The organism is Caulobacter sp. 10L414 (genome assembly GCF_056395525.1).
The window spans coordinates 1-12773 of sequence record NZ_JBFTJR010000097.1 but is presented as its reverse complement, the minus strand read 5'-3'; the positions used below and the strand labels follow the sequence as shown (position 1 = coordinate 12773).

11 protein-coding genes are annotated in these 12773 nt (G+C 70.8%); 6 read left to right on the top strand and 5 right to left on the bottom strand.

The features are described from left to right. Positions 1-462: 462 nt before the first annotated feature. From AC1DCG_RS23975 to AC1DCG_RS23960, 4 genes are all read right to left on the bottom strand, one after another. Positions 463-1467 (bottom strand): FecR family protein, encoded by a 1005-nt coding sequence (locus AC1DCG_RS23975; protein ID WP_477030658.1) that lies wholly within the window; start codon positions 1465-1467, stop codon positions 463-465. Further along, positions 1431-2024: an RNA polymerase sigma factor gene (locus AC1DCG_RS23970; RefSeq protein WP_101717667.1), complete on the bottom strand. Its 594-nt coding sequence runs from the start codon at positions 2022-2024 to the stop codon at positions 1431-1433. The genes AC1DCG_RS23975 and AC1DCG_RS23970 overlap by 37 nt, the downstream gene beginning before the upstream one ends. 209 nt (positions 2025-2233) lie before the next feature. Continuing rightward, positions 2234-3676, bottom strand: coding sequence for a UdgX family uracil-DNA binding protein (locus AC1DCG_RS23965; RefSeq protein ID WP_477037211.1), 1443 nt, complete (start codon positions 3674-3676; stop codon positions 2234-2236). Further along, entirely contained in the window at positions 3676-4896 is a 1221-nt protein-coding gene (locus AC1DCG_RS23960) for a putative DNA modification/repair radical SAM protein (RefSeq protein WP_477037210.1), read from the bottom strand. The genes AC1DCG_RS23965 and AC1DCG_RS23960 overlap by 1 nt, the downstream gene beginning before the upstream one ends. A gap of 112 nt (positions 4897-5008) precedes the next feature. Between AC1DCG_RS23960 and AC1DCG_RS23955 the strand changes: the two genes are divergently transcribed. Next, a complete protein-coding gene (locus AC1DCG_RS23955) occupies positions 5009-5299 on the top strand; it encodes a hypothetical protein (protein WP_477037209.1) in 291 nt (96 codons plus the stop codon). Here the strand turns inward: AC1DCG_RS23955 and AC1DCG_RS23950 are convergent. Next, a complete protein-coding gene (locus AC1DCG_RS23950) occupies positions 5296-6198 on the bottom strand; it encodes a LysR family transcriptional regulator (protein WP_477030662.1) in 903 nt (300 codons plus the stop codon). The genes AC1DCG_RS23955 and AC1DCG_RS23950 overlap by 4 nt on opposite strands. Before the next feature lie 111 nt (positions 6199-6309). Here AC1DCG_RS23950 and AC1DCG_RS23945 point away from each other — a divergent pair, with 111 nt between their 5' ends. The 5 genes from AC1DCG_RS23945 (at position 6310) to AC1DCG_RS23925 (ending at position 12712) form a co-directional block, all read left to right on the top strand. After that, positions 6310-6654 (top strand): antibiotic biosynthesis monooxygenase, encoded by a 345-nt coding sequence (locus AC1DCG_RS23945; protein WP_477030663.1) that lies wholly within the window; start codon positions 6310-6312, stop codon positions 6652-6654. Positions 6655-6665: 11 nt separating this feature from the next. Beyond that, positions 6666-7826: an MFS transporter gene (locus AC1DCG_RS23940; protein WP_477030664.1), complete on the top strand. Its 1161-nt coding sequence runs from the start codon at positions 6666-6668 to the stop codon at positions 7824-7826. Between the two features lie 340 nt (positions 7827-8166). Continuing rightward, on the top strand, positions 8167-9105 hold the full coding sequence (locus tag AC1DCG_RS23935) for a DUF808 domain-containing protein (RefSeq protein ID WP_477037208.1): 939 nt from the start codon (positions 8167-8169) through the stop codon (positions 9103-9105). Between the two features lie 10 nt (positions 9106-9115). Beyond that, entirely contained in the window at positions 9116-10495 is a 1380-nt protein-coding gene (locus AC1DCG_RS23930; protein ID WP_477030666.1) for a DUF6880 family protein, read from the top strand. A 255-nt stretch (positions 10496-10750) separates the two neighbouring features. Continuing rightward, positions 10751-12712 (top strand): putative bifunctional diguanylate cyclase/phosphodiesterase, encoded by a 1962-nt coding sequence (locus AC1DCG_RS23925; protein WP_477037207.1) that lies wholly within the window; start codon positions 10751-10753, stop codon positions 12710-12712. Positions 12713-12773: the final 61 nt, after the last annotated feature.

Below are 12773 nucleotides of genomic sequence, written 5' to 3'. Positions count from 1 at the left end.
TCCCGAGACCTTCTTGCGGCCCCGCTCGATGCGGTCCTCGCCACGCTTGGGCCGGTACCAAGAGCCCTCCCCATGGCGGGGACGGCTTTGATTATGGCCCGGGTTTCAGCGCGTCTGATTGAATTGGCTGAGAAAGTTGTAGAGCGTTGGATTGGCTTGGGATTTTTCGACGAACGTCGGGGATCCACGCTGCTCTATCCCCGTCCGGCTCCTGTTCCTTCTCCCTGGAGGGAGAAGGCAGCCTGCGAAGCAGGTCGGATGAGGGGTTAGGGACGGTCGACGGCGCGCCGGCACGCCGGCCAGCGGCGTAACCCCTCACCCTCCCAGGCTATCGCCTGGGCCCCTCCCTCTCCCCTCCGGGAGAGGGTTTTTTGGGGGGCGATCCCAAGCATCCATGAAGCTCAAAACGTGCCCCCTCCGTCGCCCTCGGCGATACCTTCCCCAGAGGGAGAGGATCCTCGCCTACCCCTTGCGCGCCAGGCGGATCACGCCGTCCTCGCCTTCGCTGACGCGCACCGGGAAGGTGTGGGTCACGGCGGTGACGAAGGCCATGGGTTCGGTGCTCTGGAAGTAGCCGGCCAGGCGCAGGTCGGCGATCGACGGATCGGCGATGCGCACCTTGCGGCGGTTGTAGCGGTTGAACTCGGCCACGGCCTGGCTCAGCGACTGGCCGTTCAGCGCGATGGCGCCCTGGCGCCAGGCCAGGGCCCGGTCGATCTCGGCGTCGGACAGCGGCTGGGCGTGGCTGCCGCCCGGGCCGTAGACCATGGCCGTTCCGGCCGCGACCTTGGTCTCCCTGGCCGGGCCGTCGCCGTCGGGTTCGACCTGAGCCGCGCCGCGGCGCACGGTGACGGCGGCGTTCTCGGCGCCCAGGCGGACGGAAAGCTCGCCGCCGGTGGTGGCGATGCGGGCGTCGCGGGCCTTGACCACGAAGGGGCGCGCGTCGGCGGCGGCCTCGAACAGGGCCTCGCCCTTGACCAGCTTCACCTCGCGCACGCCGCCGCGATAACGCACCACGACCTTGCTGTCGGTGTTGAGCTCGATGCGGCTGTTGTCGGCCAGCACCACGACGCGGCGCTCGCCGATGTCGGTGGCGTAGGCGGTCGAGGCGGTGGCGGTCATCACGCCGGTCCCGACCACGCCGGTGACGGCGGCCAGCGCGGCCATCATCGTCCAGGGCGAGCGGCGGTCGAAGGCGCGGCGGGGCGCGTCTTCCGGCGCGAGGAGATCGGCGTCGGGCTTGGCGCCCGAGGCCAGGCCGCCCGGCTTGAAGGCGCGCAGGCGCTCGGTCCGCTCCCAGGCGGCGTGCTCGCGCTCGAACGCGGCCTCGTGCTCGAAGCTTTCGGCGCGCCAGGCCTCGAAGGCCGCGCGCACGTCAGACGCGCAGGCGGGATCGGACAGCCGCACCGCCCATTCGGCGGCGGCCGCTCTTACCGCTTCGCGTCGCGATCCCGCTTCCCGGCCCATGAACGCCCTTCGTCGATACGCACTGGTTGGGTCGCGCCCGCGCGGCCCAGCTTTTCGGAACAATAGCGAAGCCCCTTGATCAGGTGCTTCTCGACTGTTGAGACGGACAAGCCCATGCGGACCGCTATCTCGCCCGGTGAAAGGCTATAGACTTTCCTCAGGGTGAATACACGCCGACATTGTGTCGGCAGTTCCGATATCGCCTCGCGAAGCTGGCGAAGTTCGTCGCGCGAGACCAGCGTGGCCTCGGGGCCGGGGGTCTCGTCCATGCCGCCGATCAGCTCGAAGTCGGCGACGGCGGTGATGGTCAGCACCTTGCGGCGGCGCAGGCCGTCGAAGGCCACGTTGCGCAGGGTGCGCGAGGCGAAGGCGGCCGGGTTGGTGATTTCGCGCCAGGTCTTGCAGGCGATCACGCGGGTGAAGGCGTCGTGGACCAGATCCTCCGGATCGGTCTCGCCGTCGCGGCAGAACTTGCGCGCATAGGCCAGAAGCCTCGGCTCCAGGGGCAGGATCTCCCTCCGGAACCAGGCGCGCCGCTCTTCGTCGTCTGCTGTCATCGCCCTCTTCCCCGGCCGGGAACCAACCCCGGCAGCGCCGTCGTGGCAAGAGGCGAACGGCGCCCCGGGCGGCGGGGAGGGCTTATGCGCCCGGTTCCGGCCGCAAGTATTACGAGGCGGGGCAAGGGATTGCGCGGCGGAGAGCGACGCCGAAAGTTTGAGCAGATTTTTTGCGCGCGGCGCTCGCCAGGCGGGCGGCCTTGCTCGCTTCAGTCGATCAGTTTTGCAAGCTCGCCCGCAAGGCGCAGGTCGTCGACGAATTCGGCGCGGGCCCGTTCGCGTGCGTCGGCGTCGGGCAGGCGCAGCAGGAACGAGGGGTGATAGGTGACGACCAGCTGGGCCTGGCCGCCGCCTTGATCCGGCAGTTGCAGCGGCCGGCCGCGGCTTTCGCCGACCGGCGCAGCCTTGCCCGTCACCGCCAGGGCCGCCGTCGCGCCCAGGGCGACGATCACGCGGGGGCGCACCAGCCGCCGCTCGGCGTCGAGCCACCAGCGACAGGCCGTGACCTCGCCGCGATCGGGGGTCTTGTGGATCCGCCGCTTGCCGCGCGGCTCGTGCTTGAAATGCTTGACCGCGTTGGTGACGAAGGTGCGATCGCGCGGCACGCCAGCCTCTTTCAGCGCCGCCTCGAACACCTGGCCGGCGGGGCCGACGAAGGGCAGGCCGGCCAGGTCTTCCTGGTCGCCGGGCTGCTCGCCGACGAACATCAGCGGGGCATGGGCCGCGCCTTGTCCGGGCACGGCCTGGGTAGCGTCGCGCCACAGTTCGCACCGACGGCAGACCTGGGCGGCGGCGGCGACCTCGTCGAGGCTGGTCGGCAGGTCGCCGTTGTAGGCCCCGTCGCGCGCGTGGCGCAGGGCGGCCTTCAGCACCCGGTCGGGCGGCGGGGAGGGCGTGGCGGCGACCATGGCGGCGGCGCGCGCCTGGGCGGTCTCGACCAGCTCCGGAATGAGCCGCGCCTCGGGCAGGTTGCGCCAGTACCGCTTGGGCATCTCCTGGCGCATCATCCGCTCGTTCAGCCGCGCGGGGTTGAAGATCGAGGCGTAGTAGGTGCGCCAGAGCTCTTCCTGGGCGTCCTCGGACGGCGCGTCGGCGGGATCGGCGCCTTCGGAGATCTTCAGCGTCTGGCCGTCCCAGGCCACGCAGGCGTCGGGGGTCAGGATCGTCCAGGTCATGTTGGTGAAGCGGCGGGCGAAGAACGGCGCGGCGGCTTCGGTGACGCGGTGGGCCGGCTCGAACCAGGCGGCGTAGGTTTCGGGATCGGCCTCCACCAGGCGAAAGCGCACGAAGGCGTGCATCTTGTGGATCGCGCGCGCCACGGCCTTCTGCATGTCGCGCGCCCGGGCCATGTCGGGGTCGGCGGGGTTCTCGATCAGCCGCGGCTCGCGCTCCAGCCGCCACAGCAGCCGATAGAGCAGGGAAAAGCGCTCGCCGGAACGGTGCAGGACCACCGACCGGGCGAGGTCGACGAAGGCCGGCGGCACGGTGAAGGCGCCGGCGGGGGAGGAGGTCTCGACCGGCGCGGCTTCGAAAAGGTCGGCCTCGACCGTCCAGAGCACCGCATCGGGCGCGACGCCCTCGGCGCGCAGCCGCCGGGCGGCCGCCCGCCAGCCGTCGAAGTCGATCTCGGAGGCAAGCCGCACCACCCGCATCAGAACAGGCTCAGCTGGGCCTGTTCGACCAGGTGGGCCTTCAGGTGCTGGCCGTCGGTCGCCGCGCCGGGCGTCCAGCCTTCGGCGACGACGAAGTTTCTGGCGCGATTGACCACGGCGCCCACGCGCTTGAGGTCGTCGATCGTCAGCCGCGCCTGCCGGCGGGCCGCTAGGATGCGGTCGACCGCCTTGGCGCCCAGGCCCGGCACGCGCAGCAGGGTCTCGCGGTCGGCGGCGTTGACGTCGACGGGGAACCTGTCGCGGTTTCGCAGGGCCCAGGCGGTCTTGGGATCGACCGACAGGTCCAGATCCTCGCCTTCGCCGATGATCTCGGGCTGGGCGAAGCCGTAGAACCGCATCAGCCAGTCGGCCTGGTAGAGGCGGTGTTCGCGCAGCAGCGGCGGCCGGGCCGACGGCAGGCGGCGGCTGGCGTCCGGGATCGGGCTGAAGGCCGAGTAGTAGACGCGGCTGAGGCGATAGGCGCCGTACAGCGAGGCGCTGCGGGCCAGGATGTCGCCGTCGCTTGCCGCGTCGGCGCCGACGATCAGCTGGGTCGACTGGCTGCGGGCGAAGGTCTTGCGCGGCGCCTTGCGGGCCGGCTCGGCGCGCTCGTCGATGGCCAGGCGCATGCGGCCCATGGCCCGCTTGATGTCGCCGACGTCCTTCTCGGGGGCCAGGGACCTCAGGCTGTCGTCGCGGGGCAGCTCGATGTTGATCGACACCCGGTCGGCGTAGAGCCCGGCCTCGGCGGCCAGCTCCGGCGAGGCCTCGGGGATGAGCTTGAGGTGGATGTAGCCCCGGAAATCGTGGTCCAGCCGCAGGCTTTTGGCGATGCGGACCATCTCTTCCATCGTGTAGTCGCCGCTCTGGATGACGCCCGACGACAGGAACAGGCCCTCGATGTAGTTGCGCTTGTAGAAGTTGAGGGTGAGGTCGACGACCTCCTTGACCGAGAAGCGCGCGCGCGGCGTGTTCGACGACACCCGGTTGATGCAGTAGGCGCAGTCGTAGATGCAGAAGTTGGTCAGCAGGATCTTCAGGAGGCTGATGCAGCGTCCGTCCGGCGCGTAGGCGTGGCAGATGCCCATGCCCTCGGTGGAGCCGACGCCCTTGCCGCCGACCGAGTCGCGTTTTTCGCCCCCCGAGGAGGCGCAGGAAGCGTCGTACTTGGCGGCGTCGGCGAGGATGGCGAGCTTGCGGCGGATATCGAGAACGGCCATCCGCACAGTCTATAGTTCTTATTTTGTTCCGTCGAGTTGCGCGGTGTCGCACCTTGGCGCGGAACCGGGCGAGGGCCTCGCGCGATCCCCTTGCAGGCAAGGGAGTTCCGCCATGGCGCGCCGCAAGGAAGACTGGCCCTCGACGATGCTGGACGCCTGGGCGCTGGGCATGGAGGCCTCGGCCGTCATCGGCCTGCGAACCTTGGTGCTGGCCGGCGGCGGGGCCAGGGCCCAGGCCGAAGCGGTGCGCATGACCACCGAGAAGGTGGCCGCCGCCGCCGACATCGGCCTGCGGTTCTGGACCGGCGGCCTGCCGCAGGCGCCCGACGCGGCGACCCGCGCGGTGGTGAAGCGCTACCGCGCCAAGGTGCGGGCCAACCGCAAGCGGCTGGGCGGCTTCTAGGCGGCGATCATCAGTTCGGCGGCCAGGAAGTCGACGAGGGCGCGCACCTTGGGCGTCAGCAGCCGGTTGGACGGCCAGACGACACGGAACATCCCCGCGCTCTTGAGGAACGGCTCGAGGACGCAGACCAGGGCGCCCGACGCCAGCTGCGCGCGCACCGAGAACAGCGGCACGCAGGTGACGCCCTGGCCCTGTTCGGCCAGGTAGATCAGGGGCTCCAGCGTGCTGGCCGTCACGGCCGTGGGCAGGCCGTCGCCGACGAAGACCTCGTCGCGATAGAGCGGCCAGCGCTCCAGCTTGCCGGTCGAGGGATAGCGGTGCTGCAGGCAGGCGTGGCCCGCCAGGTCCTCGGGCGAGCGGGGCGTTCCGTGACGTTCGAAATAGGCGGGCGAGCCCACCACGCGATGTTCGAACGCGCCGAGCGAGCGCGTCATCAGGCGGGAATCGGAGACCTCGCCCGTGCGGACGACGGCGTCGAAGCCCTCCTCGATGACGTCGACGATGCGGTCGGTGAAATCCAGGTCGAGCTCGATCTCGGGATAGGCCCGCATGAACGCCGACAGGGTGGGCATCAGCAGCATGCCGACCAGCGGGAAGCTGACGCGCAGGCGGCCGCGCGGCGCTTCCTGCGAGGCCGACAGCTCGCCCGTCAGCGCGTCGATCTCGGCGAAGATCCGCCGGCAGCGGTCCAGCAGCAGGCCGCCCTCGGCGGTCAGCGCCACCGACCGTGTGCTGCGATGAAAGAGGCGCGTTCCAAGCTGGGCCTCCAGGCGCGCGATCGCCTTGCCCACCGCCGAGGGCGAGACGCCCAGGCGGCCGGCGGCGCCGGTGAAGCTGCGGGTTTCGGTGACCCGAACGAAGACGTTGAGAGCGCCCAGGCTGTCCATGGCGAGATCCATTGCGGACTTTTTTGTCCGAATTGAATGAAGGTGTGGCCTGTTTTTCGCTGATTGTCTCGCGGCCACTGTCCGGGGCGCGGCCGATCGGGCCGCCTATCCGGACTTTCCATCATGATCACGCCCGCCTTCAGCGCCGCGCCCACGCCGACCGTCTTCATCGTCAACGTCATCCATGCCCGGCCAGGCCTGCAGGACGAGGCCTTCGCCATCATCCAGGACGTGGTTCGCCTGGCCTCGGGCAAGCTGGGCTTCCTGTGGAGCAACCTGGCCAAGAGCACCGACGGCCTGACGGTGGTGAACATCGAGGCCATCGCCGACGAGGGCAATGTCGGCGAGTTCTTCTCCGATCCCGTGTTCGTCGAGAAGTTCCGCCGGCTGGACGAGGTCTCGACCAGCGAGTTCCACACCTATCGCGTCACCGACCTGATCCTGCCGCGCATCGAGCCGGCCGCGTGAGCGAGGCGGTGATGGAAAGGCCCGGGGCGGCATTGCCGCTCTGGAGCCTTTCGGCCCTGGCCACCGCGGGGTTCCTGACCATCCTGACCGAGGCCTTGCCCGCGGGACTGCTGCCCGCCATCGGCGCGGATCTTGCGGTGTCGCAGGCCATGGCCGGCCAACTGGTGACGGCCTATGCGCTGGGCTCGCTGGTCGCGGCCATTCCCCTGACGGCGGCCACGCGGGCCTGGCGACGACGCCCGCTGCTGATGCTGGCGGTCGGCGGCTTCCTGGTCACCAACGCGGTGACGGCCCTGTCGCACAGCTACGTTCTGACGCTGGCGGCGCGCTTCGGCTCGGGCGTGTTCGCAGGATTGGTCTGGGCGCTGCTGGCCGGATACGCCGGGCGCATGGCGCCGGAGGCCCTGCGCGGCCGGGCCATCGCCGTGGCCATGGTCGGCACGCCGTTGGCGCTGGCGATCGGCATTCCGGCGGGAACCCTGCTGGGCTCGGTGATCGGCTGGCGCGGGGTGTTCATGATCATGAGCGGCCTCAGCCTGCTGCTGGTCGGCTGGATGGCCCTGGGCGTTCCAGACTTTCCGGGGCAGGCGGACGCGCGCCGGCGGACCTTGAGGGACGTCGTCGCCCTGCCGGGGCTCAAGACCATCCTGGCCGTGACCCTGGCGTTCGTGCAGGCCCACAACGTGCTCTACACCTATGTCGCGCCGCTGCTGCAGGCGGCGGGCCTGGGCGCGCGCGTCGATGCGGCCCTGCTGCTGTTCGGCGTCGTGGCGCTGGGCGGCATCTGGCTGGTCGGGGCGCGGGTCGATCGCCGCCTGCGGACCCTGACCCTGGCCAGCATCACGCTGTTCGCGGCGGCGGCGCTGGCTTTGGGCGTGTTCGGCGGGCGGCCCTGGCCGGTGCTGGCGGCGATCGCCGTCTGGGGCGCGGCGTTCGGCGGCGCGGCCACCCTGTTCCAGACGGCCTCGGCGCGGATCGCCGGGGATGCGACCGATGTCGCCCAGTCGATGATCGTCACCGTCTGGAACCTGGCGATCGCGGGCGGCGGGGTGATCGGCGGCCTGGTCCTGCGCGAGCACGGGCCGGGCGGGCTGGCGTGGAGCGTCGCGGCCTTGCTGGCGGGAGCCTGGATCCTGGTGAGGTTCGACCAGCGCGCGGGCTTTCGGGACTAGGGGGATCCAGATTGAGCAATTGCGGCTGTCTCCGTTCCGAGCGTCCCCGCGAAGGCGGGGATCCAAGCTGCGTTTCAATAGAAGGCGCGGCCGTGAGCAGCCGGCAGACCCCGCTTGGGTCCCCGCTTTCGCGGGGAAGAACGGATTTGGGGGTGGTCGTCGGGGGATGTCGATCCGACCAGGGCGTCGCAACACCACGGGCCGGACGAGGCAACGGAGACTAGGCGCGGGCCTTCCTCCCCCGATCGCCGTTCGTGCTCTTTACCCGCAGGCGGCGAGCCCTTACGCAGGGCGCTCTTCCCGGCCGCGTGGGGCGGCCGAATCCACGCAAGGTCGTTCCATGCCCTCGGGTCTCGTCGCGCTTCTGGATGACGTCGCCGGCATCGCCAAGATCGCCGCCGCCTCGGTCGACGACATCGGCGCCGCCGCCGGCAAGGCGGGGACCAAGGCCGTGGGCGTGGTCGTCGACGACGCCGCGGTGACCCCCGGCTACGCCATGGGCTTCACGCCAGACCGCGAGCTGCCGATCGTGGCCAAGATCGCCGTCGGGTCGCTGCGCAACAAGCTTCTGTTCCTGCTGCCCGGCGCGCTGCTGCTCAGCGCGTTTGCGCCGTGGGCGGTGACGCCGATCCTGATGCTGGGCGGCGCCTACCTGGCCTTCGAGGCGACCGAGAAGATCATCGAGATGTTCGTCCCGCACGGCGACGAGGTCGAGACCGAGGACCTGGCGCTCAGCGGTCCGGAACTGGAAAAGCAGAAGGTCGCCGGCGCCATCCGCACCGACCTGATCCTGTCGGCCGAGATCATGGCCATCGCCCTGGCCGACGTCAGCGACATGTCGCTGCCGATCCAGGCCGCCGCCCTGGCCCTGGTCGGGGTGGTGATCACCATCCTGGTCTATGGCGTCGTCGCGCTGATCGTGAAGATGGACGACATCGGCCTGCATATGGCCAAGAGCCCGCGCGCCCCGACCCAGAAGTTCGGCCGCGGCCTGGTCAAGGCCATGCCGGTGGCGATGAGCAGCCTGGCCTATATCGGCACCGCGGCCATGCTGTGGGTCGGCGGCGGCATCATCGTGCACGGCCTGCACCACTTCCACCTGACGCCGATCCCGGCCTGGGTGGAGGGCGCCTCGCACGTGGCCGCCCAGGTTCCGGGCGTCGGCGCGGTCACCGGCTGGCTGGCCACCGCGATCGGCTCGGCCATCGTCGGCCTGATCGTCGGCGGCGTGATCGCCGGCGTGCTGCACTTCATTCCGCGCAAGAAGGCGGCGCACTAGGAGAGGGCGGTTGGCCGAACCCAAGCCGAAAGCCGTCAAGAAGGCCGCGCCGCGCAAGTCGGTCAACGCGGCCAATCTCGCGCACCTGGGGCCCGACGCCCTGGCGGCGCTGCTGATCGAGGTCGCCGACGGCCATGCCTCGATCAAGCGCCGCCTGAAGCTGGCCCTGCTGGGCGAGGTGGGGGCGGCCGACCTGGCCGCCGAGATCGACAAGCGCATCGACGCCATCGCCGGCAGCGGCGCGCGCATCAACTGGCGCAAGTTCAAGGATTTCGTCCGCGACCTCGACGCTCACCGGGCCGCCGCCGGCGGCAGGCTGGGCGAGCTGGACCCCAACATCGCCGTGCCGGTGCTGGTGCGGCTGGTGCGGGTGTCCGAAGACCTGGAAGGCCGGATCAAGGATCCGAAGGGCGAGCTGCAGGCCGTGTTCGACCAGGCCGTGGCCGACGTCGCCCGCCTGTCGCCCAAGGCCCTGACGCTGGACAGCCGCTATCTGGCCGATGCGCTGCTGGCCTTCGTCAGCGAGGCCTCGACCAAGCTGTCGGTCGACCTGCTGCGCGCGGCGGCCCCCGCCCTGGCCGACGACGCCGTGGCCGTGCTGCGGGGCAAGGTGCGCGAGCGCCTGGCGGCCCAGCGGCGTCCCGATCCGCGCCTGCGGGCGGCCGCCCAGGTGCTGGCCGACCTGGAGGGCGACGTCGAGGGCTTCGCGGCCCTGTTCACCGCCTCCCAGCAGGTGCTGCCGCCGATCGGGGCCCAGATCGCCCGCCGCTATCTCGCCGTGGGGCGGGTGGCCGAGGCCCTGGCCGCCCTCGACCGCGCCGCGCCTGGGCCCAGCCTGGCCGAGCAGGCCGATCCCGGCGCTGTCACCTGGAACGAGGCCCGCATCGCCGCCCTCGAAGCCGCCGGCGAGACGCTGGAGGCCCAGGCCGTGCGCTGGGCCAGCTTCAAGGCGACCCTGTCGGTCGAGGCCTTGCGCGCCTTCCTCAAGGGCCTGCCCGACTTCGAGGACGTCGAGGCCGAGGAGCAGGCCCTGGCCTACGCCCAGACCTATCCCGACCCCTACAAGGCCCTGGCCTTCCTGACCGCCTGGCCTTCGGCGGTCGAGGCGGCCCGGCTGGTGATGGAGCGCGGTCCGGCGCTGCACGGCGACCGCCCCGAGGTGCTGGAGCCGGCCGCGCGCCTGCTGGAGCACCGCTATCCGCTGGCGGCCACCGTGCTGCTGCGGGCCATGGTCGACGACGTGGTGCGCTTCGGCCGCGCCGAGCGCTACGCCGACGCCAACCGCTGGCTGCTGGAGGCCGAGTCTCTGGTTCCCACCCTGCCGGACCGTGCGGCGATCGACGATCACGCCGTCTGGGCGAGGCGGGTGGCGGGTTACCGGCGGCTGTAGGCAGGCGGTCCGCCGCCTCGCACCCGTTTTCCCCGCGAAGGCGGGGACCCAAGCCGAGTCTGCGGGTGGTTCACCGCCTCGGCCAATCCTGCGAGGCAGCTTGGATCCCCGCCTTCGCGGGGAAGATCGGTGAAGGTGGCTGGGATCTGAATGTTTGCCGGCTGCGGCATCGCGCCACACCGGGCGCAAGTGGCTGATCATCAAGCCTTAAAGATGCGGGGCGCACGACGGAGCGACAATTAACGCGACCGTTCGATGATCCGATTCCCCTGGCCCAGACCCGTCCCGTCGACCCCCGAGTTGCTGCGCGCCCAGGTGCGCGCCTTCTCGCGCCAGGTGCCGATGATGTACGCGCTGGTGCTGGTCAACACGATCGCCCTGTCGGCGACCCACCTGCACAACTCGCCGCCGGTGCTGACCCTGGGCTTTCCGGGCCTGCTGGCGGTGGTCAGCATGGCGCGGCTGGTGATCTGGTGGCGGGCGCGGCGGACGGCCATCGAGACGGCCGGCGCCGAGCGGCTGCTGCGCCAGACCATGGTGTTCGCGGGCGCGCTGGGGGCGGGGTTCACGCTGTGGGCGTTCAGCCTGTTCCCCTATGGCGACGCCTTCGCCCAGTCGCACGTCGTGTTCTACATGGCCATCACGGCGATCGGCTGCGTGTTCTGCCTGATGCACATGCGGGCGGCGGCCTTCCTGCTGACCGGCATCGTCGTGGGGCCGATCACCGTCTTCCTGATCGCCAGCGGCAAGCCGGTTCTGGCCGCGATCGGCTTCAACATGGCCCTGGTGGCGGTGACCATGCTGGTCATCCTGCTGATCGCCTATCGCGATTTCTCGCGGCTGGTGGAATCCCGGCGGGGGCTCGAGGAGCGCCAGGCCGAGATCCAGAGCCTCAGCGACGACTATCTGCGCCTGGCCAACCTGGATGTGCTGACGGGCCTGCCCAATCGTCGCCAGTTCTTCGCCCGCCTGCAGCGGGTGACCGACGAGGCCGCGGCCTCGGGCGCGCGGTTCGCCGTCGGGGTCATCGACCTGGACGGCTTCAAGCCGGTCAACGACGCCTATGGCCACGCGGTGGGCGACAAGGTGCTGATCGAGGCCGGCGACCGGCTGAGCCGCGATCATGGCCAGCCGTTGTTCGTGGCCCGGCTGGGCGGCGACGAGTACGGCCTGATCATCGAGGCCGACCTCGACGCCGAAGCCCTGCAGCGCCTGGGCGCGGACCTCTGCGCGGCCCTGCGCGAACCCTACTGCATGCCCGGCGTCACGGCCCAGGTCTCGGGCTCGGTGGGCTTTGCGGTCTATCCGCAGGCGGCGGCCGCGCCCGAACTGCTCTACGAGCGGGCCGACTACGCCCTCTATCATGCCAAGCAGAACGTGCGCGGCGCGGCGGTGGTGTTCTCGGCCGAACACGAGACGGCCATCAAGGCCTCGGGCCTGATCGAGCAGGCCCTGCGCCACGCCGACATGGAGGCCGAGTTCCACCTGGCCTTCCAGCCCCTGGTCGACATCAAGAGCGAGCGCACCGTCGGCTTCGAGGCCCTGGCCCGCTGGACCAGCCCGACCCTGGGCGTGGTCTCGCCCGGCGATTTCGTGCCGGTGGCCGAGCGTTCGGGCCTGATCGCGGCGATGTCGCCGGTGCTGCTGTCCTGGGCGCTGAAGACGGCCGCGACCTGGCCGGACGACGTGCGGCTGTCGTTCAACCTGTCGGTCCGCGACATCGCCTCGCCCGAGCAGATCGCCCGCATCGTGGCGATCATCGAAGGCAGCGGCGTCGTCCCCGAGCGCATCGACCTGGAGATCACCGAGACGGCGGTGATGCGCGACTTCGACCAGGCCGCGCGCTCGCTGGCCAGCCTGAAGGCGCTGGGCGTGCGCATCGCGCTGGACGACTTCGGGGCCGGCTATTCCAGCCTCAGCTACGTGCACCGCCTGCCGATCGACAAGCTGAAGATCGACGGCAGCTTCATGCGCGGCCTGCAGGCGGCCGACAAGCGCCGGGCCATCGTCAAGACCATCCTGGACCTGTGCCGCAACCTGGGCCTCGACTGCGTGGTCGAGGGCGTCGAGGCGCCCGAACAGCTGGTGCTGCTGCAGCCGCTGGGCTGCCGCGTGGTGCAGGGCTTCCTGTTCGCCCGGCCGATGCCGGCCGAGGCGGTGACCGCCTACCTGGCCGCCGAGCGCGGCGAAGGCGTCGCGCTGCGGTCGGCGGGGTAGGGGGGCGAGATGCTCCCCCTTTGGGGGAGCTGTCGCGAAGCGACTGAGGGGGTTTTCCGCC

Coding starts and splice junctions, on each gene's coding strand:
- AC1DCG_RS23960 (WP_477037210.1), bottom strand. CDS start 4,896: ATGGCCGTTCTCGATATCCGCCGCAAGCTCGCCATCCTCGCCGACGCC.
- AC1DCG_RS23935 (WP_477037208.1), top strand. CDS start 8,167: ATGCCCTCGGGTCTCGTCGCGCTTCTGGATGACGTCGCCGGCATCGCC.
- AC1DCG_RS23970 (WP_101717667.1), bottom strand. CDS start 2,024: ATGACAGCAGACGACGAAGAGCGGCGCGCCTGGTTCCGGAGGGAGATC.
- AC1DCG_RS23965 (WP_477037211.1), bottom strand. CDS start 3,676: ATGCGGGTGGTGCGGCTTGCCTCCGAGATCGACTTCGACGGCTGGCGG.
- AC1DCG_RS23950 (WP_477030662.1), bottom strand. CDS start 6,198: ATGGATCTCGCCATGGACAGCCTGGGCGCTCTCAACGTCTTCGTTCGG.
- AC1DCG_RS23945 (WP_477030663.1), top strand. CDS start 6,310: ATGATCACGCCCGCCTTCAGCGCCGCGCCCACGCCGACCGTCTTCATC.
- AC1DCG_RS23940 (WP_477030664.1), top strand. CDS start 6,666: ATGGAAAGGCCCGGGGCGGCATTGCCGCTCTGGAGCCTTTCGGCCCTG.
- AC1DCG_RS23925 (WP_477037207.1), top strand. CDS start 10,751: ATGATCCGATTCCCCTGGCCCAGACCCGTCCCGTCGACCCCCGAGTTG.
- AC1DCG_RS23955 (WP_477037209.1), top strand. CDS start 5,009: ATGGCGCGCCGCAAGGAAGACTGGCCCTCGACGATGCTGGACGCCTGG.
- AC1DCG_RS23975 (WP_477030658.1), bottom strand. CDS start 1,467: ATGGGCCGGGAAGCGGGATCGCGACGCGAAGCGGTAAGAGCGGCCGCC.